The organism is Dyella thailandensis (assembly GCF_050749815.1).
Taxonomy (GTDB): domain Bacteria; phylum Pseudomonadota; class Gammaproteobacteria; order Xanthomonadales; family Rhodanobacteraceae; genus Dyella_A.
This window is the reverse complement of the sequence record NZ_CP192735.1, coordinates 1192215-1218114: the sequence shown is the minus strand read 5'-3', so window position 1 is coordinate 1218114 and position 25900 is coordinate 1192215. Positions and strand designations below refer to the sequence as shown.

General features: G+C 68.2%; 23 protein-coding genes. 6 read left to right on the top strand and 17 right to left on the bottom strand.

Annotated features, from left to right (window positions below; all coding sequences use genetic code 11):
- Window positions 1-164: 164 nt before the first annotated feature.
- The gene (locus ACQVBX_RS05640; protein ID WP_431637017.1) at window positions 165-1145 is read left to right on the top strand and encodes an MBL fold metallo-hydrolase; all 981 of its coding nucleotides are present in this window, start codon (window positions 165-167) and stop codon (window positions 1143-1145) included.
- A 125-nt stretch (window positions 1146-1270) separates the two neighbouring features.
- Window positions 1271-1948, top strand: a complete 678-nt coding sequence (locus ACQVBX_RS05635; protein WP_431637015.1) for a hypothetical protein — start codon at window positions 1271-1273, stop codon at window positions 1946-1948.
- Between the two features lie 27 nt (window positions 1949-1975).
- Here ACQVBX_RS05635 and ACQVBX_RS05630 read toward each other — a convergent pair whose 3' ends face one another.
- The 3 genes from ACQVBX_RS05630 to ACQVBX_RS05620 all read right to left on the bottom strand — a co-directional run bounded on the left by ACQVBX_RS05630 (window position 1976) and on the right by ACQVBX_RS05620 (window position 4744).
- On the bottom strand, window positions 1976-3589 hold the full coding sequence (locus ACQVBX_RS05630; RefSeq protein ID WP_431637013.1) for an ABC-F family ATP-binding cassette domain-containing protein: 1614 nt from the start codon (window positions 3587-3589) through the stop codon (window positions 1976-1978).
- A gap of 165 nt (window positions 3590-3754) precedes the next feature.
- Window positions 3755-4306 carry an isochorismatase family cysteine hydrolase gene (locus ACQVBX_RS05625; RefSeq protein WP_431637011.1) on the bottom strand — a complete coding sequence of 184 codons (552 nt, stop codon included), beginning with the start codon at window positions 4304-4306 and terminating at the stop codon, window positions 3755-3757.
- 129 nt (window positions 4307-4435) lie between these two features.
- Window positions 4436-4744, bottom strand: a complete 309-nt coding sequence (locus ACQVBX_RS05620; protein WP_431637009.1) for a DUF3247 family protein — start codon at window positions 4742-4744, stop codon at window positions 4436-4438.
- A gap of 223 nt (window positions 4745-4967) precedes the next feature.
- Here ACQVBX_RS05620 and ACQVBX_RS05615 point away from each other — a divergent pair, with 223 nt between their 5' ends.
- Entirely contained in the window at window positions 4968-6608 is a 1641-nt protein-coding gene (locus tag ACQVBX_RS05615) for an ABC1 kinase family protein (protein ID WP_431637007.1), read from the top strand.
- A gap of 185 nt (window positions 6609-6793) precedes the next feature.
- On the opposite strand, the gene ACQVBX_RS05610 is transcribed toward ACQVBX_RS05615, so the two are convergent.
- Window positions 6794-7384, bottom strand: a complete 591-nt coding sequence (locus tag ACQVBX_RS05610) for an alpha-ketoglutarate-dependent dioxygenase AlkB (RefSeq protein ID WP_431637005.1) — start codon at window positions 7382-7384, stop codon at window positions 6794-6796.
- Window positions 7385-7701: 317 nt separating this feature from the next.
- Here ACQVBX_RS05610 and ACQVBX_RS05605 point away from each other — a divergent pair, with 317 nt between their 5' ends.
- Complete coding sequence (locus ACQVBX_RS05605; RefSeq protein WP_431637004.1) at window positions 7702-8736, top strand: SDR family oxidoreductase; 1035 nt, start codon at window positions 7702-7704, stop codon at window positions 8734-8736.
- A gap of 220 nt (window positions 8737-8956) precedes the next feature.
- Here ACQVBX_RS05605 and zipA read toward each other — a convergent pair whose 3' ends face one another.
- From zipA to ACQVBX_RS05585, 4 genes are all read right to left on the bottom strand, one after another.
- A complete protein-coding gene (zipA, locus tag ACQVBX_RS05600; RefSeq protein WP_431637002.1) occupies window positions 8957-9952 on the bottom strand; it encodes a cell division protein ZipA in 996 nt (331 codons plus the stop codon).
- Window positions 9953-9962: 10 nt separating this feature from the next.
- The gene (gene smc / locus ACQVBX_RS05595; RefSeq protein ID WP_431637000.1) at window positions 9963-13463 is read right to left on the bottom strand and encodes a chromosome segregation protein SMC; all 3501 of its coding nucleotides are present in this window, start codon (window positions 13461-13463) and stop codon (window positions 9963-9965) included.
- A gap of 131 nt (window positions 13464-13594) precedes the next feature.
- Window positions 13595-13858 (bottom strand): BolA family protein, encoded by a 264-nt coding sequence (locus ACQVBX_RS05590; RefSeq protein WP_431636999.1) that lies wholly within the window; start codon window positions 13856-13858, stop codon window positions 13595-13597.
- Complete coding sequence (locus tag ACQVBX_RS05585; RefSeq protein WP_431636998.1) at window positions 13855-14154, bottom strand: YciI family protein; 300 nt, start codon at window positions 14152-14154, stop codon at window positions 13855-13857. The genes ACQVBX_RS05590 and ACQVBX_RS05585 overlap by 4 nt, the downstream gene beginning before the upstream one ends.
- A 119-nt stretch (window positions 14155-14273) precedes the next feature.
- On the opposite strand from ACQVBX_RS05585, the gene yidC reads away from it, so the two are divergent.
- Window positions 14274-14903, top strand: a complete 630-nt coding sequence (yidC, locus tag ACQVBX_RS05580) for a membrane protein insertase YidC (RefSeq protein ID WP_431636997.1) — start codon at window positions 14274-14276, stop codon at window positions 14901-14903.
- Between the two features lie 314 nt (window positions 14904-15217).
- Here yidC and lysS read toward each other — a convergent pair whose 3' ends face one another.
- From lysS to ACQVBX_RS05535, 9 genes are all read right to left on the bottom strand, one after another.
- Window positions 15218-16735 carry a lysine--tRNA ligase gene (lysS, locus tag ACQVBX_RS05575; protein WP_431636995.1) on the bottom strand — a complete coding sequence of 506 codons (1518 nt, stop codon included), beginning with the start codon at window positions 16733-16735 and terminating at the stop codon, window positions 15218-15220.
- A 71-nt stretch (window positions 16736-16806) separates the two neighbouring features.
- Window positions 16807-17091: a hypothetical protein gene (locus tag ACQVBX_RS05570; RefSeq protein WP_431636994.1), complete on the bottom strand. Its 285-nt coding sequence runs from the start codon at window positions 17089-17091 to the stop codon at window positions 16807-16809.
- A gap of 42 nt (window positions 17092-17133) precedes the next feature.
- A protein-coding gene (gene prfB, locus ACQVBX_RS05565; RefSeq protein WP_431636993.1) for a peptide chain release factor 2 occupies window positions 17134-18259 on the bottom strand; the annotation gives its coding sequence in 2 pieces (ribosomal slippage) (window positions 17134-18183 and window positions 18185-18259; 1125 coding nt in all).
- A 69-nt stretch (window positions 18260-18328) separates the two neighbouring features.
- Entirely contained in the window at window positions 18329-20005 is a 1677-nt protein-coding gene (gene asnB, locus ACQVBX_RS05560) for an asparagine synthase B (protein ID WP_431636992.1), read from the bottom strand.
- A gap of 145 nt (window positions 20006-20150) precedes the next feature.
- Window positions 20151-20279 (bottom strand): hypothetical protein, encoded by a 129-nt coding sequence (locus ACQVBX_RS05555; RefSeq protein WP_431636989.1) that lies wholly within the window; start codon window positions 20277-20279, stop codon window positions 20151-20153.
- 62 nt (window positions 20280-20341) lie between these two features.
- Window positions 20342-20707: an STAS/SEC14 domain-containing protein gene (locus ACQVBX_RS05550; protein ID WP_431636987.1), complete on the bottom strand. Its 366-nt coding sequence runs from the start codon at window positions 20705-20707 to the stop codon at window positions 20342-20344.
- A gap of 80 nt (window positions 20708-20787) precedes the next feature.
- Window positions 20788-22494 (bottom strand): single-stranded-DNA-specific exonuclease RecJ, encoded by a 1707-nt coding sequence (gene recJ, locus ACQVBX_RS05545; RefSeq protein WP_431638119.1) that lies wholly within the window; start codon window positions 22492-22494, stop codon window positions 20788-20790.
- Window positions 22495-22496: 2 nt separating this feature from the next.
- Entirely contained in the window at window positions 22497-23411 is a 915-nt protein-coding gene (locus ACQVBX_RS05540; RefSeq protein WP_431636986.1) for a phosphoglycerate mutase, read from the bottom strand.
- Between the two features lie 12 nt (window positions 23412-23423).
- Complete coding sequence (locus tag ACQVBX_RS05535; RefSeq protein ID WP_431636984.1) at window positions 23424-25334, bottom strand: ABC-F family ATP-binding cassette domain-containing protein; 1911 nt, start codon at window positions 25332-25334, stop codon at window positions 23424-23426.
- Window positions 25335-25494: 160 nt separating this feature from the next.
- On the opposite strand from ACQVBX_RS05535, the gene ACQVBX_RS05530 reads away from it, so the two are divergent.
- Window positions 25495-25833: a hypothetical protein gene (locus ACQVBX_RS05530; RefSeq protein WP_431636983.1), complete on the top strand. Its 339-nt coding sequence runs from the start codon at window positions 25495-25497 to the stop codon at window positions 25831-25833.
- Window positions 25834-25900: the final 67 nt, after the last annotated feature.

Sequence of the window (25900 nt, the reverse complement as noted above, 5' to 3'; positions counted from 1 at the left end):
AGTGCTCAAAGTACCTGAGCCGATGGCGGCTCGACGTTGGTCCAGGTTGACGGTCTACCGATGGATCTGGACCATTCGCCCGCGTTTCCATTCGCGCGCTATCAAGACGCACGCAATGCGTTTCGCGGCGGCGCATCGCCCCATCCCTTGCCAGGACCCCATGCATGACACACAAGCGCTCCCTGATCCGTACTGCCCTGCTCTGCGCGCTGGTTGCCGGCGCAGGCCTCGGCCTTGCTCCTGTCGACATGGCACACGCCGCCGCGCCGATGGTGAAGACATCCGCGCCGGGCTTCTACCGCGTGATGCTGGGTGACTTCGAGATCACGGCTCTGTCCGACGGAACGGTCGACCTGCCGGTCGATCAGCTGCTGATGAACACCACGCCGAAGGCAGTGAACAAGGCGCTGACCGCTTCGTTCGAGAAGGCTCCGCTGGAGACCTCGGTCAACGCCTTCCTGGTCAATACCGGCAGCAAGCTGGTGCTGATCGATACCGGCGCCGGCACGCTGTTCGGTCCCACCCTGGGCAAGCTGCTCGATAGCCTGAAGGCCTCGGGCTACCAGCCGGAGCAGGTGGACGAGATCGTCCTCACGCACATGCACCCGGACCACGTCGGCGGCCTGATCAAGGACGGCAAGATCGCCTTCCCCCACGCCGTGGTACGCGCGGACAAGCGCGACGCGGACTACTGGCTGGCCAAGGCCAACCTGGACAAGGCGGCCGAAGCCGACAAGGGCATGTTCCAAGGCGCGATGGCCTCGCTCAATCCGTACGTGGCCGCGCACCAGTTCAAGCCGTTCGAGGGCAATACCGAGATCGTGCCGGGTATCCGCGCCATCTCCACCGTTGGCCACACCCCGGGCCATACGTCCTTCGTGGTGGAGAGCAAAGGTCAGAAGCTGATGATCTGGGGCGACCTGGTACACGTCCAGGCCGTGCAGTTCGACCAGCCCTCGGTCACCATCCACTTCGACAGCGACCCGGCCAAGGCCGAAGCCGAACGCAAGGCCGAGTTCGCCAAGGCGGCGAAGCAGGGTTACCTGGTGGGCGCTGCGCACCTGGCGTTCCCGGGCCTGGGCCACGTGCGCGCCAAGGGCCGCGCCTACGAGTGGGTGCCGGTGAACTACACCAACATCCGCTGATTTTTTTGCGGGCCTACCCGCGTCATGCCGGAAACGATAAAGGGTCGCGATGCGGCCCTTTATTGTCGATGCGGCATAGGCAATTGCGCGATCATGCGCCGCCACCCTGCCCGCTAGGACTCGCCATGCACCTGGAACTGCCCAAGGTCCGCCTCGAATCGTTGAAGGATTTCCTCAAACACTACCTGATGATCGTGCTGAGTATCCTCACCGCGCTGGGTCTGGAAGCCTGGATAGAACACAGCCATCACGAGCATGCCGCGGCTATCGCCAGCGCGGAGATCGAGGCCGAGATCCAGGGCAACCTGGAGCAGATCGAGCATATCCGCGCGCACGATCGCGAACGCATGAAGGCGCTTGAAGCGGTGCGCGATGGCCTGCTGCACGACATCCAGGCGCACGAGCCGGACGCCGTGTGTCTGCAGCACGCCAAGGCGCTCATGCCGGACGGGCTCTACCTCGATTACCGCTGGCCGGTATTGCGCCATGAGGCCTGGTCGGTGGCGGTGGCGAACCAGTCCGCGGGCTGGATCGGCAGCGACCAGCTGCGCCGCTACTCCACCGTCTACGCCCTGCAGGATGCGAGCGCGACCCTGATGACCGCCGACATGTCGATCGTGCTGGACGGCCCGCGCATGAATGACGCGATGATCGACCTGAAGAGCGGCACCCTGACCGCGCAAGACCTGCTGCACGTGGTGAACCAGATGGCAGCCACGGTCAACGAGGCGGTGCACAACCTGGACAGCCTCGACAGCCGTATCCGCCAGGCCATGGGGTCGGGCGAGCAAACCCACGCATGATGGACTCGGTGCCGTCTCGCTATCCGTCTACCAGGGTGTGAGCCGCCAGCCCTGCCCCGTCACTTCCAGCCGTTTATCGAGCGCGATGCGATCGAGAAAGACGTGGTCGTGCGACACGATCATCAACGCGCCGCGGTACTGCAGCAGCATCTGTTCGAGCGCGTCGAGCGAGCGCAGGTCGAGGTGGTTGGTGGGTTCGTCCAGCAACAGGAGTTCGGCGGGTTGTTCGCGGTACAGCGCGAGGGCAAGGGCGGCCTTGAGCCGTTCGCCGCCGCTGAGCTCGGCCGCGGGTTTGAGAGCGGCGTCACCGGACAACCCGAGCAGCGCGAGGCGGGTGCGCATGTCCGCCTGCGTGGCGGCCGGATGTGCGGCAAGCAGTTGCTGCAGCGGTGATTGGTGCGGCAAAAGCAACTGCAGTTGCTGATCGAGCAAGGCCACCGGCACGTGCACCACGCACTCTCCGGCAGCCGGCGGCACCGCGCCAGCGAGCACCTTCAGCAAGGTGGATTTGCCGCTGCCATTGGGCCCGACGATGCCGATACGCTGACGGCCCCAGACGGTGAGGTCGAGCGCGCTGGCGCCACCGGCACCGTACGGCAGCCGCAGGTTTTCCAACGTGGCCACTTTGCGCGATGCCGCCCCGAGCAGCTCCGGCACCAGTAGTGCGATGTCGGCGTCTTCGGCCACCTGCGATGCGGCCTCGCGCACGCCTTGCGCCAACGCCTCCTGGCGCGTGTCCTGCTCGCGTTGCCACTTGCCCATGCTCACCTGGCTCTGCTGCTTGCGTCGCCCGAGCAGGATCGGCGCCTGGTTCGCTTCGCGTCCCGCACGCGCGCCGCGCGACTGACGACGGCTGAGGTTCTCCAAGGTCTGCCGGCGTTCTGCCTCGCCGCGACGCTGCTCGGCCTTGCGATGCTCCAGCGCCTGCACCGCACGCTCCTGCTCTTGCGCCCGGGCGCTTTCATAGAACTCGTAGTTGCCACCGTAGTCGCGCAGGCCGCTGGGCGAGAGCTCGACGATGCGCTGCATGGCCGTGAGCAGTTCGCGATCGTGGCTGATCACCAGCAGCCCCTTCGGCCAGGTACTGAGGCGCTGCAGCAGCGCGTGGCGATGCGGGCGATCGAGATGGTTGGTGGGCTCGTCCAGCACCAGCACGTCGGGCTCGGCGAGCCATGCGCCGGCCAGCGCGACCTGGGTGAGCTCGCCGCCGCTGAGTTGATGCGCCGGCTGCTCGGGGCGGAGCTGGCCCAGGCCCTGCTCGTCGAGCCAGGCGACCAGCTGCTGGCGGATATCCCAACGCTCGCCCACCTGCTCGAAATCCGCGGCGTCGACGCTGCCCGCTTCGATGCGTGCGAGCGCATCGAGCACCGGCTGCACGCCGGCGATGGAAGCCACGGTCGCGCCGGGTGGACAGGCGATGTGCTGCGGCACGTAGCCCACCGCCCCCGTGCGCTCGCAACGTCCGGCCGTGGGTGCCAGCTCACCGGCGAGCAGGCGCGCGAGCACGCTCTTGCCCACACCATTGCGGCCGACCAGCCCGGTAGGGCGACGGTCGAGTTGCAGATCGAGCTGGGAAAACACGCGCTGACCGTCGGGCCAGGCGAACGCTGCATCGCGCAGCGTGAGGAACGCTTCCGTCATGGGAATCTCCAGGTGCCATGTGTCGGTCCATCAGTGGGGATGGAGGCGGACAGGCCGTCAGCAGGACGGCGGCATCACTGGCGCATCGGACGGATTCCTCTGGAGCGGATGAAAACGGGAGGCGACTATAGCCAGCCCGGTGGCGAACGACAAACCCACGCGCGGTCACGCGCAGGCGTTAGCCGTCTCACCACCGAGCGACTCGCGGATGTAGGCCAGTGCGCGCGAGGTTCGCTGCGGTGTGAGCGAGGCGACTGCGTTGCCGGGCACCCACAGCGCGTAGCCGCGCACGTGGGCTTCGGTGGCCGAGCTCAATACGCAGGAGTCCGCCGCGATGCCGGTGAGGATCAAGCGCTTGGCCTCCAGTGCATCGAGCAGGGTCGGCAGCGGGGTCTGGTAGAACACCGAGTGGCGCGGCTTGAGCACGAACAGATCCTGCCGCCTCGGACGCAGCCGGGCGGCCAGACGCTGGCCGCGGCAGCCGGGCCGGGCCACCTTGCGCAGCAGTTCCTCGAACCCCTGACGCCACTGCCCGAAGTTGTCGTTGACGTAGACCATCGGCAGCTTCTGCCGATGGCACTGCGTGCGCAGCGCGTGCACCGCCTCGCCGATCGCGTTCGCGCGCTCGGCCAGCGCGGCGCCATCCTCGAACGCGAAGGTGTTGATCATGTCGATGATCAAGAGCACGTCGCCGCGGCGCAGCTTGGGAGCGGGCATGGTGTGCACCTCGCACGATGGAACGCCGGCATGCGAAGGCATGGCCCGCTGATGATGCACACGGGCTGTGATGACGATCTGCAGACCTCGACAGCACCGTCTCAGGAGCGCTGGACCACTACGTCCTCGCTAGGCCTTGGACGATCCGAACGTCACCGAATCCAGATGCTCGATGCCGGTGATGTCGCCCAGCCAGATCGCGCCGTCCCAGTCCGGGCGCTGGGCGCTTTCGAGTTTCACGATGCCGTTGAGGCCCTCGTTGCCGTCGCCGTCCTGAAACACCTGCACCGTGGGCGTCACCGTCACCACGCCTTCCTGCGGTGCCGTGTGGCCGCAGTACACGCGCACGCGGGCGTTGACCGCCAGCTCGGTGACCCAGTGCTCCAGGCGCGCGATGTCGGCCGGCTGCGTGAATACCTTGGTGGCGGAACGACCCATGATGTGACCTCCGGGTGGGCTGCAGGGTGGCGGATCGGCTGCATAAGCGAGCCTACGAAAGTAGACGCCGCGCCGTCATGCGCGCGGCTGCGGTGCGTGCAGCCGCGGTGATGCCCGGGTCGTCGCCAGCAGCGCTCAGGGCACCGCAGCCACGGCGTGTGCACATCGATGGCCGCACGATCGCCCTGCTCCTGTGCGCTGCCTGCACCCTGCGGAGCCCGGCATGTTCTCAACCACCCGACGTTATCGACAGATCGCCGCCTTCATTCTGAAGTACCGCCGTGCCGGCGTGCTGCGCGCGCCGGGCGATCCACCCGGCATGGATACCAGCGAAGGCGACATTCCGCCCGAGCAGTTTTCCGAGGACATCGAGGCGCTCGGCCCGGCCTTCGTGAAGCTGGCGCAGGCGCTGTCCACCCGCCCCGACCTGGTGGCGCCGCGTTACCTGTCGGCGCTGCAGCGCATGCAGGACGGCGTAGGCGAAGTGGCCGCGATCGAGATCGAGGGTGTGGTGGCGCAGGAGCTGGGCGCCCCGGTCGGCGCCCTGTTCCGCCGCTTCGACCCCACGCCGATCGCGGCCGGCTCGCTGGCCCAGGTGCACGCGGCGGAGTTGCCCGATGGCACGCCGGTGGCGGTGAAGGTGCAGCGACCCGGCATCGAGGCCCGCGTCGCCTCGGACATGGAGCTGCTGACCGCGGTAGCGCGCTTCGCCGAAGGACACGCCGACACGGCGCGGCGACTGGGCGTGCGCGACTGGGTCGCCGCCTCCTACGAGGCGCTGAACGAAGAGCTGGATTTCGTCGCCGAGGCCGAGAACCTGGAAGCGCTGGCGGAGGTGTTCGACCCGTATCCCGGCCTGGTGGTGCCGCTGCCGCACCGTGGCTTCTGCACGCGGCGGGTGCTGACGATGGACCTGATCCGCGGCAGCAAGGTCGAGGCCGGCGCGATCGATACGGAACGCGGTGAAGCGCTCGGCGGTTCGCTGCTGCGCGCCTACCTCGACCAGGTATTCGCCCGCGGTCGCGTACACGCCGATCCGCACCCGGGCAATGTGCTGCTGGACGAAGACGGCCATCTGGCGGTGATCGACGCCGGCATGGTCACCTACCTGTCGCGCTCGTCGCGCCTCGCGCTGCTGCGGATCATGCTGCATGCGATCCAGGGCGATGGCGACACGGTGGCGGACCTGTGCGAAACGATGGGCCGGCGCCTGCCCGAATACGACCGCCAGAGCTACCGCCGCGCCGTGCGCAACCTGGTCGGCCGCTACGCTGCGCGGCGTGCAGACGGCGCCTTCGCCGAGGGCACCTTGCTGCTCGATCTCACCGCCCGTGGCGCGCAGTGCGGCCTGCAACCGCCGCCGGAACTGAGCCTGCTGGGCAAGACCCTGATCAACCTCGAAGCGACGCTGAGCGCGCTGCATCCGCGGCTGCCTACGCGCCGCATCATCGAGCAGCATCTCGAATCGCTGCTGCTCACCCTGCTGCGCCACGAGACCTCCAAGACCGGCGCGGCCGCGCTCGCCTTCGATGTCTACGCGCTGGGGCACGGCATGCCGGGCAAGGTCGCACGCCTCTTGGACACGCTGGCCGACAACGACCTGCGCGTGCGCGTGGACGGCCTGGAGGAATCGCACCTCATCGAGAACCTGCAGAAGATCGCCAACCGCGTGGCGATCGGCCTGATTTCCTCGGCGCTGATCGTGGGTGCGGCGCTGATGGCGCGCTCCGGCGCCCGCGACCTGCCCACCTGGGCGGTCGTGCTGTTTGTCCTGGCGGCGCTGCTCGGGCTGGGGCTGATCGTCAACGCATGGCGGGTGGATCGCAGCACGGCGCGGGCGATCAAGCGAGTCGACCGCGGCTGACGGCATCCGCTACTACCCTGCCTGCCGAGCGACAGCCTCGGACCGGTGGAGCCGTCGACCGCTGTGTTCGACGAAGCGTTGTCGACGTGCAAGCCATCACGTGGTCGCCGCGGCCGGCCAGCCGATCTAATGCACCGGGGGGCGCCGTTACGCGCGCTTCCACGCACGGAGGGTGAGTCATCGGATCATCCTCCGACACCCGCACGACAGCGAAAAGCGATGCTGATGCGCGGTCCGCTCACGTAGCGATCTTTCGGGATGGCGTGGTCGTAGTGGTGCTGCGAGCGCCAGTCCATCACCAGCAGGCTGCCGGCCTCCAGCGGCAGGCGCATGGTGCGCACCGGGCGCGCCTTGGTGGTGATCGCCATGGTGCGCGTCACGCCCAGCGAAATCAGCGCGATCGGTGCGCCCTCGGTGAGGTCGGCCAGGCGGTCGTTGTGGGGGGCCACGCTGTCGTTGCCGTCGCGGTAAAGGTTGAAGCCCAGGCTGTCGAAGTGCACGCCGCAATCGCGATCCAGCCGCTGGCCGAGTTCGTCCAGGAACGGCGGCAACGACGGATCGTCCCGTTGCAGGTGCACGGTGAGCCGCGGCACCGCCACGTCGCGCTCGTACATCATGCGGCGCTGTGCGCGCCACGGCAGCGCATCGTGCAGTTGCTCCATCCAGTTGCCGGCGGTGGGCGCGTCGAGGTAGTCGGGTGCGTAGCGGATGTACCCCGTCGCGTCGTCGATCAGCACGACGTCGCGATTCGCGCCAAATGCAAGCCAGCCAGACATGAATGGTTCCCTCGCTTCGCTCGCGCGTGCATGAGTCCGTCGACACCGCCGTCGCTTCGGCTGCACGGCACCGCGTGCCAGATATCGACTCCACCACGTGGGGACGGACCAGCTGCATGGCAATGAGAGGAAACGCCGCGCATCGCGCACAGGTTTTGCGTCAACGCCAGATGCGCTCACGCATCGACAACGCCGAGCGCGAGGGCCTGACCCACCCCGCCAAGCCGCGCGAAGGAGCACCACGCCGCGATGCGCTGGAGGCGAGCGACGGGCGTCGGCGTGCACGTCCACGCTAGGTCGGGCCACGTCAACGTGCGATGTGCTTGCGGCCAACGCCGGCTACATTCGTGGCGCAGCTGCGTCAACGAACCTGCATCGCCCATTCACTGCCTCGCCACTGCGCGCTACCTACCGTCGAGCTTCGTCGCCCACAGGAGCGAGGCATGACCAGCAAGAAGACCCCCAGCAAGTCCGGCAAGACCAAGGACCCCGCACCTACGCCCGAGCCGCGCAATCCTCTGCCCAAGCAACGCTTGAGCAGACCCGGCCTGGAGCGTGACCTGAAGCCGCGCCCCCGTTTCCACGCGCCCGACTACCGCGGCAGCGGCAAGCTCGGCGGCAAGGTGGCGCTCATCACCGGCGGCGACTCGGGCATCGGCCGAGCGGTGGCGGTGCTGTTTGCCCGCGAAGGCGCCGACGTAGCGATCGTCTACCTCAACGAGCACGAGGACGCCAAGGAAACCAAGGCTGCGGTGGAAGAGGAAGGACGCGAGTGCCTGATCCTTCCCGGTGACGTGCGCGACCGCGACTTCTGTCAGCAGGCGGTGGCGCAGACGCTGGACCACTTCGGCTCACTCTCCGTGCTGGTCAACAACGCGGCCTACCAGCAGCACGCCGACTCGCTGGAAGACATCAGCGACGAAAGTTTCGACACTACCTTGCGCACCAACCTGTACGGCTACTTCCAGATGGCGCGCGCAGCGCTGCCGCATCTCAAGAGCGGCGACTGCATCATCAACACCGGCTCGGAAACCGGCCTGTTCGGCAACGCCAACCTGCTCGATTACTCGATGACCAAGGGCGGCATCCACGCGTTCACCCAGTCGCTGGCGGCGAACCTCGCCGGCCGCGGCATTCGCGTGAATGCGGTGGCGCCCGGGCCGGTCTGGACGCCGCTGAATCCCGCCGATGGCCCGGCCGAGAAGATTCCGGACTTCGGCAAATCCAGCGCCCTGGGTCGCCCGGCTCAACCGGAGGAGCTGGCACCGGCGTACGTGTTTCTCGCCTCGCCGTGCTGCGCCAGTTACGTCACCGGCGCGATTCTCCCTGTGATGGGTGGCCCCACCCCGTAACGTTGTTGGGCCAAGCGATCGGCAGATCTCAGCCGGCGATGGCCTGCACCAGCGGTCTATCGATACCCACGGTCAACGCCCCCGGCGTGATTGAGCGGGGGCGACGCAGGTGGCAGGTTATCCCCGGGACGCCCACGTTCTTGAAGCATCGGCGCTGAGATCAACTACTCGACCATCAGCTGACGGCGCTAATGCTCGGTGACGTCAGCGGCCGCGCCGCTCAGCGGCCGAAGATGATTTCCTGGCCTTCGTGGTCGCGGTCCCAGCCGCGCAGCTCGTCGCGGATGTGCGCGATGCGCTGGCGACCGAGCGCGTTGCGCTCTTCGTCCAGCACGTGTCCGTCGAGCAGCTCGGCCATGCGCTGGGCGGTGGGGAGCATGGCGTCCCAGGCGTCGAGCGCGGGAATCGGGGCGGGCAAGGTCATGAAGAAGCTCACGCCCGGCGTGCGCAGCGCCTCGAGGCGGCCCAGGTCGAAGTTGCCCGGTTTGAGCATGTTGGCCACGCTGAAGATCGGGCCGAGCTCGCGCTTGCCGTCGATCAGGCGGTGGTAGATGCCCATGTCGCCGAAATCCAGGCCGGCCTTTTCCGCCGCCACGATGAGGTCCGGCCCGCTGAACAGCTGACCTTCGCGCGCCACCACGAACAGCGACACGATGCGCTCCACCGGCAGTTGCGCAGGACGACGCCCCAGCTCCGAACGCGGCGTGGGCCGCGGTGCAGGCTCGGGTGCCGGCGCAGGCGCTGCGGCGGTGACCGGCTGCGGCGCCGGAGACGGAGCAGCTGCGGCCTCGGGCTGGCTCGGCGAACGCAGCGCATCGATGATCGAGGCGGCCTGGCTGGACGGCTTGGGCGTCGCGGCACGCGTGTCGGCTCCGCCGCGTTCGCCCGCCAGCGTCGCGCCGAGCTTTTCCAGCTCCGCCCGCAGGCCCATGTCCAGCTCGCCCTGCTGCGGGCTCACCGGTGAATCCGGGTAGTCGCGGTCCAGCGTGGTGAAGAACGGATCGTCGGCGAGGCTCGCTTCTCCCACCGTCGGCTCGCGCCGCTCGCCGGGCGCGGGCTCCGGTGCGGCGCGGCGCCTGCCCTGCTCCTTCTTCGGCTGGCCGAACAGCCAGATCAGACCGAGCACGATCAGGCCGACGATGAGCAGCGGAATGCCGACGTTGGCGTTCCAGGCCAGGGCGAGTGTGGGTTCGACGGAGGTGGAGTCGATATGCATCGCGGTGTCCTCAGGCAGCGCCGGCCAGTTTAGCCGCTTCGGCCAGATCCACCTGCACCAGGCGCGACACGCCCGGCTCGCGCATGGTCACGCCGCACAGCTGGGTGGCCGCTTCCATGGTGGCCTTGTTGTGGCTGATGAAGATGAACTGCACCTTCTCGCTCATCTCGCGCACCATCGCGGAGAAGCGGCCCACGTTGGCCTCGTCCAGCGGTGCGTCCACCTCGTCGAGCAGGCAGAACGGCGCGGGGTTGAGGCCGAAGATGGAGAACACCAGCGACACCGCGGTGAGCGCCTTCTCGCCGCCGGACAGCAGCGAGATGTTGGACACGCGCTTGCCGGGCGGGCGCGCCATGATCGCCACACCGGTGTTGAGCAGGTCGTCGCCGGTGAGTTCCAGGTAGGCGTGGCCGCCGCCGAACAGGCGTGGGAACAGCTCCTGCACGCCGGCGTTGACCTTGTCGAAGGTCTCCTTGAAGCGCTGGCGCGTTTCGCGATCGATCTTCTTGATCGCGCCTTCCAGCGTTTCCATCGCGCTGGTGAGGTCGGCGATCTGGTTGTCCAGGTAGGTCTTGCGCTCGCTCTGCTCGGCGTGTTCCTGGATCGCAGCCAGGTTCACCGGCTCCAGCCGCACGATCTTCTGACCGATGTCGGTGAGCTGGCGGCGCCACGCGTCCGCATCGGCATCCTCGGCCAGTTCGGCGAGCAGCGGCTCCAGTTCGAGGCCCGACGCGGTGATCGCATCGGCCAGCTGCTGGGCGCGCATCTGCAACGCCTGCGCGGCGAGGCGCTTCTCGGACAGCTTCTCGCGCAGGCCGGCCAGCGCCTGTTCGGCGAGCTGGCGCTGTTGTTCCAGCTTGCGCACTTCGATATCGCAGTCCTCCAGCGCGCGGCGCGCTTCCACCAGCTGGCGATCGACCAGCAGGCGCTGGTCGAGGTAGGTCTGCCGCTCGGCCTCCAGCTCGGCGATGGGATCGGCGCCGGAAGCGAGCTGCTCGCTGATCTCGGTGCGGCGGGCCTCGACCACGCGGATCTGCGCGTCCAGTCGCGCCAATGCCTGTTCGAGCGAGGCCAGCGAGGAACGCTTGGACTCCATCGACAGCGCCAGCGAGTGCGCCTGGTCGGCCGCCTCGCGGGCGTTCATGCGCGCTTCCTCGCGTGCCTCGAGCAGCGCGCGGCGCTCGTTCTCCAGCTCGCGGCGCTGGTCTTCCAGGTCGCCCATATGATTGACCGACTCGTCCAGTCGCGCACGGGCCTCACGCGTCTGCGACTGCAGTTCGTCCAGTTGCTCGATCAGCGTCGACAGCTCGCCGGCGACCTTCTCGGCGCGGGCGCGGGCGGTCTCGACCTTGCCGCGATGGCTCTGCAGCTGGCCGGCCAGTTCGGACTGGCGGCGATGCGCGTTGTAGAGCTCGCGCTGGGCATCGTCGCGGGCGCGCTCGGCTTCGAACTTGGCGGTGCGCAGGTCGTCGAGCTGGCCGGTGGCTTCTTCGATGCGCGCTTCCAGCGTGGCGACCTGCTCGGTGAGCGTGCGGATCTCGCGCTCGCGGGCCAGCACGCCAACCTGGTTGCCCTGCGCACGACGCACGCGCGCCCACTGCGGCGCAAGCCATTCGCCGGTGCGGGTGATCACCGACTGCCCTGGCGTGAGCGTCGCGACGAGACGGCGCGCCTCGTCCAGCGTCTCGGCGGTGCGCACCTGCGCGAGCAACTGCATCGCCGCGGCCGGGCCGCGCACGCGCGCCGCCAGCGTGCCTTCGGCGCCCGCTGCGCCCGCCTGCGCGGCGAGCAGGGCGAGATCGGCTTCACCGAGGCTGGCGAAATCGTTGGCCAGCACCAATGGATCGTCCACCAGCACGCCGTCGAGCAGACCCGCCAGCACCGTCTCGGCGGCCGACTCCCAGCCCGCGTCCACCTGCAGCGACTCACCCAGGCGACGCGCCTTGTCCAGCCCGAAGCCGGCGAGCCAGCCGCTGGCGGCGGTTTCCTCCTGGCCCAGCGCCGCGTGTTGCAGCGCCTCGAGCGAGGACAACCGTCCGCGTGCGCTCTGCAGTTGCTGGCGCGCCTCGTTGAGGGTCGCCTGCACTAGGCGCTCCTCATCGAGCACCTTTTCGTGCGCCGACTTGTGCTGGTCGAGCATCTGGCCCAGCGCCTCGACGCGCTCGCGCTGGGTGTCGTGTTCGGCTTCCAATTGCTCGGCGGCAGCATCCAGCGCGGCCACGTCGGTGGCCTTCTGCTCGGCGTCGAGCGCTTCGCGCCGCTTGGAGAGATCGATCGCCTGGCGATCGAGGTAGTTGAGCTTGGTGCGCTCCACCTCGGCGGCGCGGCTGGATTCACCGGCGGTGCGGGTGTACGCATCCCAGCGCTGCTGCCAGTCGGCCAGCTTGGCCTCGGTGCTGCGCTGGGCCTCGGCGGTGTCGTCTTGCAGTTGTTGCAGCGCTTCGAGTTTCGGCTCGCCTTCGGCCAGTGCCAGGCGCAGCGTCTCGATCTGCTCGCGGTCGGTAGCGATGTGCGCGGACAGCTCGGCGTGTTCACGCTCGGCCTCGCCCTGGGCGCGCTGCAGGCGCTCGGCGGTTTCCTTGTTGTAGCGCACCTGCTGCTCGACGCGGGCGATCTCGGAGCCGACCTTGTAGACCTCGGCCTGCACCTCGTTCAGATGCTCGCTGGCAGCGACGTGGCGATCGCGCACGCTTTCGAGTTGCGCCTCGATCTGGCGTTGCTCGGCGAGCTGCTTCTCGATGGCGATCTCGGCGGCGGACAGGCCCTGCCCTTCGCCGTCGTGCTGGCCTTTCAGCGCGCGGTATTCCAGTGCGCGCAGCTCGGCCTCCTTGCGGGTCTGCTCTTCCTTCAGCGCCTTCCAGCGCTCGGCGGCGCGGGCCTGGCGGTTGAGGTGCTCGAGCTGCTTGTCCACCTCATCGCGCACGTCGCGCACGCGGTCGAGGTTCTCGCGGGTGGACTTGATGCGGCTCTCGGTCTCCTTGCGGCGCTCCTTGTACTTGGAGATGCCGGCAGCTTCCTCCAGGTGGGTACGCAGGTCTTCCGGCGCCGCCTCGATGATCTGGCTGATCATGCCCTGCTCGATGATCGAGTAGCTGCGCGGGCCCAGGCCGGTGCCGAGGAATAGATCGGTGATGTCGCGGCGGCGGCAGCGCGCGCCGTTGAGGAAATACGCCGACTGGCCGTCGCGGGTCACCTGACGCTTTACCGAGATTTCCGCGTACTGGCCGTACTCGCCCTGCACCGAGCCGTCGGCGTTGTCGAAGATCAGCTCCACCGTGGCCTGCCCCACCGGCTTGCGCGAGGTGGAGCCTGAGAAGATCACGTCGGTCAGCGAATCGCCGCGCAGGCGGCTGGCGGCGCTCTCGCCCATCACCCAGCGGATCGCGTCGATGATGTTGGACTTGCCGCAACCGTTGGGACCGACGACGCCGGTCATGTTGGTGGGCAGGTGCAACGTGGTCGGATCGACGAACGACTTGAATCCGGCGAGTTTGATCGTGGTCAGGCGCATCGGCAGGTCAACATTCCATGGAACGCCCGCACGGGCGTGAGGCGACAAAGCACTGTGCCAAACGGCAAGCGCCGCCGCAATGCATTGCGGCGGCGCAATCTACTTGAAGAAAGTGCTGCAAGCAGCTGATTTTACGCGTCTGGCGCTCGAGCATCGATGGACAAAGCGTGGATGCCCTGGTCCATCAGGCCGTCCAGCGCCGCGTACACCATACGGTGGCGCTTGATCGGCAGCACCCCGGCAAAGGCGCCGCTGACGATGCGCACGTGGAAATGCCCCTTCCCCGCGTTGGCGTGGCCGGCGTGCTTGTGGCCTTCGTCGAGCACCTCCAGCTCGGTCGGCGCCAGCGCGGCGACGAGCCGATCGCGGATCTGCTCGACCATCGCCGCGCTCATGGCAGGGTCTTGCGGAAAGGCTTGACCTCAACCTCGGCGTAGACGCCGGCCGCCATGTACGGGTCGGCCCCGGCCCAGGCTTCGGCATCGGCCTGGCTGGCGAACTCGGCGATGATCAGGCTACCGGTGAAGCCGGCCGGGCCCGGATCCTCCGAGGCGATTGCCGGGAACGGCCCGGCCAGCAGCAGTCGCCCTTCGGCCTGCAGCGCGTTCAAGCGGGCCAGGTGCTCCGGCCGGGCGGCCATGCGCTTGGCGAGGGAATCGGGATGATCCTTGGCGTGGACGGCGAACCACATGCGATGACGCTCCTGGTTTGGGCAAAACGGCATTTTAGCGGGTGTGCCGGTGGTCACGCTTGAATCAGCGCGCGGCGATCCCGAGATAACGGAAGTTGCCCCGCATAAGGAAGCGTCTCATGTGGTCCACGTTCGTCGAAGCTCTCTCTCACACGCTGTCGTGGATGGCGCACGGGCTGGGCGGCAGTTATGGGCTGGCGGTCATCGCCTTGGCCATGATCGTGCGCCTGGCATTATTGCCCTGGACACTGCGCTTGGCCGAGCGCGGCTGGCAGCGGCAGCAGACGATGCTCGCGCTCAAGCCGCAACTCGACGCGCTGCGCGAGCGACATGGCAAGGACGCGCTGGCCTACGCGCGCGCCGCCCAGGCGCTGCAGAAGGAGCACGGCATCGCCGGCGGCCTCGGTAGCGGACTGCTGGTCAGCGCCGTGCAGGCACCGCTGGGCGCCGGCATCTATACCGCGATCCGGCACAACCTGGCGGGAGCTGGCTCGTTCCTGTGGATCCCGCGACTGGCGCGGCCGGATTTTCTGCTCGCGCTGGCCGTCGCGGCGCTGAGCTACGCCGCCCTCACCCTCAACCCGGCGATGCCGGCGCAGATGAAGACCCTGCTGCAGATGTTGCCGGTGCTGGTCTCGTTTCTGATGGTGTGGCACCTCGCCGCTGGCCTCGGCCTGTACTGGGCCGGCTCCAGCAGCGTCAACGTGCTGCAGGCCGCACTGCTGCGCCGGCGCGTGGCGCGCCACTGACCCACCACGCCCCCTGTGTAGGAGCCCGCTCGCGGGCGATGCTCTTGACTTCGATGTGGATCCACAGCGAAAAGCATCGCCCGCAAGCGGGCTCCTACAAGGTGAAGTGGTGCTGGACAGGCTTCGAGGCGCTGGGGCGAGCAGCACGCGCCGATCAAAACAAAAGCATCACCAGCCATCGATGCCAACGCCCCAGGCCCACTTCCACCGCCCCTTGTAGGAGCCCGCTCGCGGGCGATGCTTTTGCTCCTGATCAACACCGAAGCAGGAGCGTCGCCCGCGAGCGGGCTCCTACAGGGAGGGCGGTGTAGCGATCAGGCTTCGGGGCGCATGTAGGGGAACAGCAGCACGTCGCGGATCGAGGACGAGTCGGTGAGCAGCATGACCAGGCGGTCGATGCCGATGCCGAGGCCGCCGGTGGGCGGCAGGCCCACTTCCAGCGCGCGGATGTAGTCGGCGTCGAAGTGCATCGCCTCGTCGTCGCCGGCGTCCTTGGCGTCGACCTGGGCCTGGAAGCGCGCGGCCTGGTCTTCCGGGTCGTTGAGTTCGGAAAAACCGTTCGCGATCTCCTTGCCGTTGACGAACAGCTCGAAGCGGTCGGTGATGCCTGGATCGGTGTCGTTCTCGCGCGCCAGCGGCGAGACCTCGACCGGATGCTGGGTGATGAAGGTGGGCTGGATCAGCGTGTGCTCCACCGTCTTCTCGAATATCTCCAAGAGCAGCTTGCCCCAGCCGTAGCCGTCCTTGACCTGCACGCCGAGGCGCTTGGCATGTGCGGCCATCGCGGCGCGGTCGCGCAGTTCCTCGCGCCGGATCTCCGGGTTGTGCTCCAGCACCGCGTCTTCCATGGTCCAGCGGCGGAACGCGGGACCGACGTCGATGCTGGCGCCGTCCCAGTGCAGCTCGGTGGTGCCGATCACCTGCCTGGCGGTATCGCGGATCAGGTTCTCGGTGAGGTCCATGATCTCGTTGTAGGTGGCGTACGCCTGGTACAGCTCGAGCATGGTGAACTCGGGGTTGTGCCGGGTCGACACGCCCTCGTTGCGGAAATTGCGGTTGATCTCGTAGACGCGGTCGAAGCCGCCGACCACCAGGCGCTTCAGATACAGCTCCGGCGCGACGCGCAGGTAGAGATCCATGTCCAGCGCGTTGTGGTGTGTGATGAACGGCTTGGCCGTGGCGCCGCCGGGGATGACGTGCATCATCGGCGTCTCCACTTCCATGAAGCGGCGCTCGGGCACCTCCAGCCACTGGCGCATGTAGCCGATGATGCGCGAGCGCTTCTGGAACGTGGCGCGTGCCTCCTCGGTGACGATCAGATCAACGTAGCGCTGGCGGTAGCGCTGCTCCACGTCGGCCATGCCATGATGCTTGTCCGGCAGCGGGCGCAGGCTCTTGGTCAGCAGGCGCAACGCGTCCACCTTCACCGACAGCTCGCCGGTCTTGGTGCGCATCAGCACGCCTTCGGCGCCCACGATGTCGCCCATGTCCCAGCCCTTGAAGGCCTCGTACACGTCGCCCACCGTGCCGGCATGGATGAACAGCTGGATGCGGCCGGTCATGTCCTGCATCTGCACGAAGCTGACCTTGCCCTGCACGCGCTTGAGCACGATGCGGCCGGCCACTTTCACCCGGCGCGCTGCGGCCTCGATCGCTTCGGCAGTCCAGCGCTCGGCGTCGGCGAACTCGGTCTTGAGGTCGCCGGCGAAGCTGTCGACGGTGAAGTCGTTCGGGAACGCAATGCCCTGCCCGCGCAGTGCCTTGAGTTTCTCGCGGCGCTCGGCGATCAGCTTGTTCTCGTCGACGGGCAGGTGCTCGGGGGTTTCGCTCATTGCTGGGTTCCGTTACGGGTGGCATGCATGCACGCGATGCCGGTCGATGGGTCGTGGAGGGCGGCGTTTGCCTAGCCGCTCTTGTGGAACACTTCCTTGAAGCCGTGCTTGGTGGCGTCCCAGCCCTCGCGCGCGCCCTTGCCGATGCCGCGACCGGCGTCGCGCGCGCCATGACCGACCTTGATCGCCACGTCGCGCGTGGCATGGCCGACCTCACGTGCACCGTCGCCAATGGCATGACCGGCGCTCTTGGCGTCGTGCTTGATCGCCTGCTTGGTCGACTGGGCGCCGACCGCACCGGCACAAGCCAATAACAGGGCCGCGGCAGACAACGAAAGGACCATTTCACGCTTCATGGGTACCTCCTCGCAGGATTCGGGAAACGAAGCGTGTGCGGTTCAGGCGTCAACGCGCTTGGAGCCGGCTTCCAGACCCGACTTCAAGCTGGCCTCGACGAACTCGTCCAGATCGCCGTCGAGCACCTTCTGCGTGTCGGTGCGCTCGATGCCGGTGCGCAGATCCTTGATGCGGCTCTGGTCGAGCACGTAGTTGCGGATCTGGCTGCCCCAGCCGATGTCGGACTTGGTCGCTTCCAGCGCGTCCTTCTCCGCGTTGCGCTTCTGCACCTCCAGCTCGTACAGCTTGGCGGCGAGCATCTTCATCGCGGTATCGCGGTTGGCGTGCTGGCTGCGGCCGGTCTGGCAAGCCACGACCACGCCGGTCGGGATGTGCGTGATGCGCACGGCCGACTCGGTCTTGTTGACGTGCTGGCCGCCGGCTCCCGACGAGCGGTACACGTCGGTCTTGAGGTCGGCCGGATTGATGTCGATCTCGATGTCGTCATCCACTTCCGGCGACACGAACACCGAGGTGAAGCTGGTGTGGCGGCGGTTGTCCGAATCGAACGGGCTCTTGCGCACCAGGCGGTGCACGCCGATCTCGGTCTTCAGCCAGCCGTAGGCGTAATCGCCCTCGACGCGGAAGGTGGCTGACTTGATGCCGGCGACATCACCGCCGGAGACTTCCATCAGCTCGGTCTTCCAGCCGCGCGATTCGCACCAGCGCAGGTACATGCGCAGCAGCATCTCGGCCCAGTCCTGAGCCTCGGTGCCGCCGGCGCCGGCCTGGATGTCGACGAAGGCGTTGGCCGAATCCATCTTGCCGGAGAACATGCGCTGGAATTCCAGCTTGTTCACCTCGGCGTCGAGACGGGAGACGTCGTTCTGCACCGACACCACGGTGTCTTCGTCGCCGTCGGCGGCGGCCAGTTCAACCAGCTCGCGCGCGTCGGTGAGGCCGGAGGTGAGCCGGTCGATGCCGTTGACGATGGTGTCCAGGCGGGCGCGTTCGCGGCCCAGTTCCTGGGCGCGGGCCGGGTCGTCCCAGACGTTGGGATTCTCCAGCTCGCGGCTTACTTCTTCGAGGCGCTCACGCTTGGTGGCGTAGTCAAAGATACCCCCTAAGCGACTCGACGCGGCCGGAAAGGTCCGCGATCTGCGCAAGGATCGGATTGGTCTCGATCATGATTCAACCAGGTGGTGGAGCGGCGCGAAGGCGCCGCCGGAGTCAAAGCACGCTAGGATAGCAAACCGCTCAGGCCAGCGCGTCGGCATGCACTCCGCGCACGGCCCGGCCGGACGGGTCGGCCGCGGCCGCAAACGCCGGATCCCAGGCCAACGCCGCCGGCGACGAGCAGGCGATCGACTTGCCGCCCGGCACCGTCGCCGCGCAGGCCTCGCCCGGGTAGAACTGCTCGAAGATGCGGCGGTAGAAGTAGGCCTCCTTGGTCGCTGGGGTGTTGAACGGGAAGCGCGAGGCGGCCGCGGCGAACTCGCGATCGCTCACCTCCTGTTCGGCGTGCGCCTTCAGCCCGTCGATCCAGCCGTAGCCGACGCCGTCGGAGAACTGCTCCTTCTGCCGCCACAGGATCTCCTTCGGCAACGCACCATCGAACGCCGCGCGCAGTACGTGCTTCTCGATCTTGCCGCCGCCCGCCATCTTGTGCGCGGCGTCCATGCCCATCGCCACGTCGATGAACTCCAGGTCCAGGAACGGCACGCGCGCCTCCACACCCCAGGCCATCATCGCCTTGTTGGCGCGCAGGCAGTCGTAGCTGTGCAGGGCGTCGAGCTTGCGCACGGTTTCCTCGTGGAAGGCTTCCGCCGACGGCGCCTTGTGGAAGTACAGATAACCGCCGAACAGTTCGTCCGAGCCCTCGCCGGAGAGCACCATCTTCACCCCCATCGCCTTGATCCGGCGCGCCAGCAGATACATCGGCGTGGCGGCGCGGATGGTGGTGACGTCGTAGGTTTCCAGGTGGCGGATCACTTCCGGCACTGCATCCAGCCCTTCCCAGAAGGTGTAGACGAAGCCGTGGTGCACGGTGCCCAACGCGTCGGCGGCGATCTGCGCGGCGGCCAGATCCGGCGAGCCTTCCAGCCCGATCGCGAACGAGTGCAGGCGCGGCCACCAGGCCTCGGAACGATCGTCGTCCTCGATGCGCTCGCGGGCGAAGCGGGCGGCACAGGCGGCGACCAGCGAGGAATCGAGCCCGCCGGAGAGCAGCACGCCGTACGGCACGTCGGTCATCAATTGCCGGTGCACGGCCTGCTCGAAGGCCTCGCGCAGGCCCTCCGGCCCCTTGCCCTTGGTGGCCTCATGGTCGCGCCAGGGTTTCACGTAGTAGCGATGCAATTCGCCGGTGGCGCTGTCGTAGACGTGTCCGGGCGGGAACGCGGCCACGTCGTTGCACACGCCGACCAGCGCCTTCATTTCCGAAGCCACGCACAAGCGCCCTTCCCCGTCATGGCCCCAATACAGCGGGCAGACGCCGATCGGATCGCGGGCAATCACGTAGCGCTGGCTGGCACCGTCCCACAGCGCGAAGGCGAAGATGCCGTTGAGCTTGCTCACCCCGTCGCGCACAAACGCGTCGCCACCGAGGTCGCGGTACAGCGCGTTGATCACCTCGCAGTCCGAGCCGGTGGTGAAGTCGTAGTCGCTGGCCGCGCGCAGCTCGCGGTGGTTGTAGATCTCGCCGTTCACCGCCAGCGCCAGCGCGCCGTCGCGTGAGCGCAGCGGCTGCGCACCACTGGCCGGATCGACGATGGCCAGGCGCTCGTGCACCAGGATCACCCCGGCGTCGACGTAGACCCCGCTCCAGTCCGGGCCGCGATGGCGCTGGCGCTGCGACAGTTCCAGCGCCTGCCGGCGCAAGGCGGCCAGGTCGTCACCCGGCTGCAGGTCGAACATTCCGAAGATCGAACACATGGCCAAACCCCTCTTTCGAATGTTGATGGATCGGCCGGAAACCGCTCCTGCGTTTCCGGCATACCGGCCATCCATGGCCGCAAAAAAACGAAAAAGGCCCGCACTGGGCGGGCCTTTTTCGCGTGTGTGGAGCTGAAACTTGCGTCTACGCGATGGCCCGCCCGGAGAGGCGACGGTTATTGCCATTGCGGTTATTCAGGCCCTTGGCCACGCACACCAGCGCGCGAGGCGGAGCATCGGCGAGGTTCATGGTGCGGGCGCGGACGGTGGACATGGACCGACTAGATCACGACTCTTGTTGCGGCGCAAGATTTATTTTTGGACGGCTATCCGGCCTCACGGCGCCAGCAGCCATTGCTTCGCCTCGTCCAGCTGGGCATTGCCGAACAGGCGGAATTCGCCGGGTATCGCAAAGCCCATGGTCCGGGCGGCCAGGCGCAGCCAGCCCACGTCGGTCACCAGCGCCACGCGTTCCCAGCCGCTGAAGTGGCGCAGGCCGAGCTTGGCGTCGTCCCAGGCCGCCCGGGCATCGAAGCCGGTGAAGTCGTCACCGCAGTGGTAAAGCAGGCGCAGCTTGGGATTGAGCGCGAACGCCGCCTCCACGTCGGGCACCAGCACGTTCTCGTAGTCGGCGGCGGTGACCTGGCCGCGGGCGCGAAAGCCGAGGACGCCGGCAGGCAGGTCGGTCATCTGTTCGATCATGGGCGTGCTCCGGTTAGCCTCGGGGCCACCATCGAAACCCGCCGTGCGCGCCAACGCAAGCGGTGCCGCGTGAAGATGGCTCAGGCCGGCTCGATATGCCGCAGCAGCAGGCGCAGGCTCTCGCGCCCCTGCCAGTCGTTGATGCCCAGCTCGTAGGCCGCGCGCAGCACCGGGGGCGGCGCGGCGCCTCGGTAGCCATTGAACATCACCGCTTCATGCAGTCGGCCGTCGCGGGGGTCGCGCAGGTCGAGGCGCAAATGCTTTTCGCCCATCACGCGCCAGGTGCGGCACTCGAATACGTTGTCGAACAGCGGCTCGGGAAACGCCTGACCCCATGGCGCGGCGTGACGCAGCAGGCCGGCCAGTTGCAGCGTGAAGTGCTCCGGTGCCAGCTCGCCGTCGGTATCGAGCACGGCCTGTAGCGCTGCCTCGCCCAGCCACTGGCGGGCGACGGCATCGAAGGCCGCGGCGAAGCGATCGAAGTCAGTTGTGCGCAGACTCAGGCCGGCCGCCATGGCGTGTCCGCCGAACCGCTCGATCAGCCCCGGGTGCCGCGCATCGACGGCGGCCAGCGCATCACGCACGTGGAACCCGGGAATGGAACGGGCGGAGCCGCGCAGCTCGTGCGGGCTGTCCTCGCTGGCGGGGGCGAAGGCGATCACCGGCCGATGCAGGCGCTCCTTCAATTTGGAAGCCACCAGCCCGACCACGCCGGCGTGCCAGCTCGGCTCGTACAGGGCCACGCCCACCGCATCGGTGGCACGGGCGCCGGAGACCATCTGCTCGGCCTCGGCCACCATCTCAGCCTGCAGGTCGCGACGCTCGCGGTTGATGCGGTCGAGCTCGGCGGCAAGCAGCTGCGCGCGGGACGGATCGTCGGTGAGCAGGCACTCGACGCCCAGGCTCATGTCTTCCAGCCGGCCGGCGGCGTTGAGGCGCGGGCCGACCACGTAGCCAAGATCGCTGGCGCAGGTGCCGCTGACACTGCGCTTGCCGGCCTCGATCAACGCGGTGATGCCCGGGCAGGCGCGGCCGGCGCGGATGCGCTTGAGCCCGGCCTCCACCAGCACGCGATTGTTGAAATCCAGCGGCACCAGGTCGGCCACCGTGCCTAGCGCCACCAGGTCCAGCAGAACGGACAGATCCGGCTCGGCACCGGCGGCGAAGGCGCCCTGCTCGCGCAGCGCCGCACGCGTGGCCAGCAGCAGGTAGAACATCACGCCGACGCCGGCCAGCGCCTTGCTGGGAAAACCGTCACCGGCCAGGTTCGGATTGACCATGGCGTCGGCGGCCGGCAGTTGCCCGCCGGGCAGATGATGGTCGGTGACCAGCACGCGGATGCCGCGCGCCCGGGCCGCCGCCACGCCGGCCACGCTGGCCACACCGTTGTCGACGGTGATGATCAGCTGCGGCGTGGGTTGCAAGGAGTCGACCAGCGCCGCACTCAGCCCGTAGCCGTGCACGAAACGGTTGGGAATGGCGTAGGTCGCCCGAGTGGCGCCGAGCAGGCGCAGGCCGCGCAGCGCCACCGCGGTGCCGGTGGCGCCGTCGCAGTCGTAGTCGCCCGCCACCACGATGCTCCACTGCTCGCGGATCGCCTCAATCAGCAAGTCCACCGCCTGCGCCATGCCGCCCAGCGCCGCGGGCGACAGCAGGTGTGCCAGCCGGTGCTCGGCCTGCGCGGGTGAGAGCACGCCGCGCACCGCGTATACCGCCTGCAGCACCGGGTGCACGTCGGCCGGCCAGCCGTCCGGGCGTCCTTTCGGTTCGCGCCGCCGCAGCCGCAGGGTCACCGGGCGCGCCGCCACAGTCGCCAACGATGCCACGGGCGATGCCGCCAGCGTTCGCCGCTGGCAAAGCTCAGCTGCACCGGCTGTCTGCGCAACAGCGCCTCGATCACCGGCCACCAGGCCTGCTCGATCTCGGCGACGGGCAGATCCTGCAGGTCGACCAGCGCGCCGCGAGCGGCGGCACGGACCGAGGCCTCGCTGCGTGCGGACACCGCCACACCCGCCTTCGCGGCAAGCGCCATCAGCAGCGGATCGGCGCCGATCACCTGGCTGTGGATCGAATCGATCCGCGACGGCAATGCCCCGCCGCCCCACAGCCACAGGCTGTTCACCGGCGGCAGGCCGCGGGCGCGCCGCTCGGCATTGATCGGATGCTGATGCAGCAGCACCTGCACCTCGTTGATCAGCACGCGCCAGCGCTTGCCCGCGGCGCCCTGCGGCAGGTGCTGGAACAGGTCTTCGCCCAGCGCCTGCTCGGGCGCGGTGAACTCGGGCAGCTCCGTCCCATCAGCAAGCCGCAGCTGCCAACGGTCGGGCGTAGTGACCAGAAGCGCCATGCCGGCCTCATCGAACACCGGACGCAGTGGCGCGGCGAGCGCCTCGGCTTCCTCCATCGAAAGCCCGAGCTGGCCGCACGCCAGCAGGCGCGCGCCGTTCATTTCGGCCTGCACCCAGCACGGATCGGCGCTGAGCCAGGAGGCGCCCTCGGCATCGTGCGCCGCGTGCTCGCGCAGCAGCGCGGCAGCGGGGATGTCAGGGGATTCGGTGCGGAAGAAATGCGACAGCCCAGCCAGGTAGCCGCGCGGACCGTCCGGCAGGCGATCGGCGCGCGCCAGCCAGGCGCGCAGCGGATGATCGGGGGCGAAGCGCGCCAGCGCCGGCAACCAGAGTTCGAGCGGGGCGGACTCAGTCATCGCGCCGCGGCCTCAGGCTTCGATCTGTTCGTACAGTTCGAGCCACTCGGCCTCGAGCGTTTCCTTTTCGCGGCGCAGCTCGGCCTGTTGCTGGCCGAGTTTCATCAGCTCTGCCGTCGAGCCGTTATAGATGGCCGGATCAGCCAGCTTCGCCTCCAGCTTGCCCAGCTCGGTGTCGATCGTCGCCACGCGGGTCTCGATCTTCTTTACGCGCGAACGCGAGGCCTTGTCCTGCTCGCGCTGGGCGGCCGCGTTGCGGCGACGCTCTTCCGGCGTTTCAACGGGTGCCGCGGGCTTCTCCGCCGCGGCGGCCTTGCCGGCCTTCTTGTTGGCGGCGCCGCGCGAGCGCAGCCATTTGGCGTAGTCGTCCAGGTCGCCGTCGAACGGCTCGACCACGCGGTCGGCCACGCGCCAGAAGCTGTCGCAGACCATGCCCAGAAGGTGGCGATCGTGCGAGACCAGCACCAGCGCGCCATCGAAGTCGGCCAGCGCGTCGGCCAGCGCTTCGCGCATTTCCAGATCGAGGTGGTTGGTCGGTTCGTCGAGCAGCAGCAGGTTGGGCTTGTCCCAGGCGATCAGCGCCAGCGCCAGCCGCGCGCGCTCGCCACCGGAGAAGCCGTCGACCGATTCGAACGCGCGGTCGCCGGGGAAATTCCAGGTGCCGAGGAAGTCGCGCAGCACCTGGTTCGCCACGCCGGGCGCCTTGAGTTGCAGATGGTCCAGCGGGCTGGTGCCGGCGCGCAGGCTCTCCACCGTGTGCTGGGCGAAGTAGCCGATCTTCAGGTCCTTGTGCACCTTGCGCTCGCCGGCCAGCGGTTCAAGCTCGCCGACCAGCGTCTTGACCAGGGTGGACTTGCCCGCGCCGTTCGGGCCGAGCAGGCCGATCCGCTCGCCGGCCTCGATGCTGAAGCCGACGTTGTCCAGCACGGTGGAAAATCCGTCGCCCGACTCCAGCGGATAGCCGGCGCGCACTTCGCCCAGTTGCAGCATCGCGTCGGGCACGCGCTCGGGCTGCGGGAAGCTGAAGCTGAAAGGTCGCTCGGCGCGCACCGCCTCGGTGCCGGCCAGCTTCTCCAGCCGCTTCATGCGCGACTGCGCCTGCTTGGCCTTGCTGGCCTTGGCCTTGAAGCGGTCGATGAAGGATTGCAAATGCGCCCGCTCGGCCTGCTCGCGCTCGAAGCTGATCTGCTGCTGGCGCAGCTGCTCGGCGCGCAGGCGCTCGAACGCGCTGTAGTTGCCGGTGTAGAGCTTGGCCCGGCCCTCGTTGAGGTGCAGGGTGTGGGTGATCACGCCGTCGAGGAACTCGCGGTCATGCGAGATGATCATCAACGTGCCCTGGTAGCGGCGCAGCCACTCTTCCAGCCACAGCACGGCGTCGAGGTCGAGATGGTTGGTCGGCTCGTCGAGCAGCAGCAGGTCGGACGGGCACATCAGCGCGCGGGCCAGGTTCAGCCGACCACGCCAGCCGCCTGAGAACTCCTGCACCGCGCGCTCGTGCGTCTCGGGCGAAAAGCCCAGGCCGTGCATCAAACGGCCAGCGCGGGCGCGGGCGTCGTAGCCGTGCAGCTCCTCGATACGATGATGGGCGCGCGCCATGGCCTCGGTATCGCCCCGCTCCTGCGCGTCTGCTTCGTCGCGCAGCGCGGCGGCGAGTTCTTCGTCGCCGCCCATCACGTAGTCGATCGCCAGGTCCGGCAGCGCGGGTGTTTCCTGCGCCACCGAGGCCAGGCGCAGCTTGCCGGGCATGTCCAGCTCGCCCGCATCGCCTTCAAGCTGGCCCTGTAGCGCGGCGAACAGGCTGGACTTGCCGCAGCCGTTGCGCCCGATCACGCCCAGCCGCCAGCCGCTCTGGATGACCAGATCGATATCGGAGAGCAGCAGGCGGCTGCCGCGGCGCAGGGCGAAGTGGCGAAAGGCGATCATGCAGGCGAGGGTTCCGTTCCGGGCGCGTCGCGCGCCCGCAGCCGGACATGATAGCCGCTGGCGAACGCCCAACCCATCGCAAACGCCGCAAAACGCCGTGGCTAAGCGCGATGGCTTCTGCTAAAACGGCGCGGGACAAGCACTCGTGGGAGAGGGGATCATGACCAATCATCGTTTCGGCCTGGCGTTGCTCGGCTTGCTGGCTATCGGCGCCGCCGCTCCGGCCTTCGCCCGCGGCGACAACCTGCTCATCCACCGCGTGCAGCAGGAAAAGGGCATGAACCTGCCCAGCCGCGGCATGAGCATGGCGCAGGTGGAAAAGAAGTACGGCGCGCCGCAGCGCAAGCTCGCTCCACGCGGCGGCGACAGCGCCAAGCACCCGGTGATCAACCGCTGGGACTACGCGCAGTTCATCGTGTACTTCGAAAAGAGCCACGTGATCCATGCCGTGCTCAACACGCCGGCCGGCAACAACACCAATCCGTCGGCGATGAACTGATCGCCAGCGGCCCCGGGCGCTGTCCCGGGGCCGCGTCACCGGCACGGCCGGTGTCTTACAATTCGCC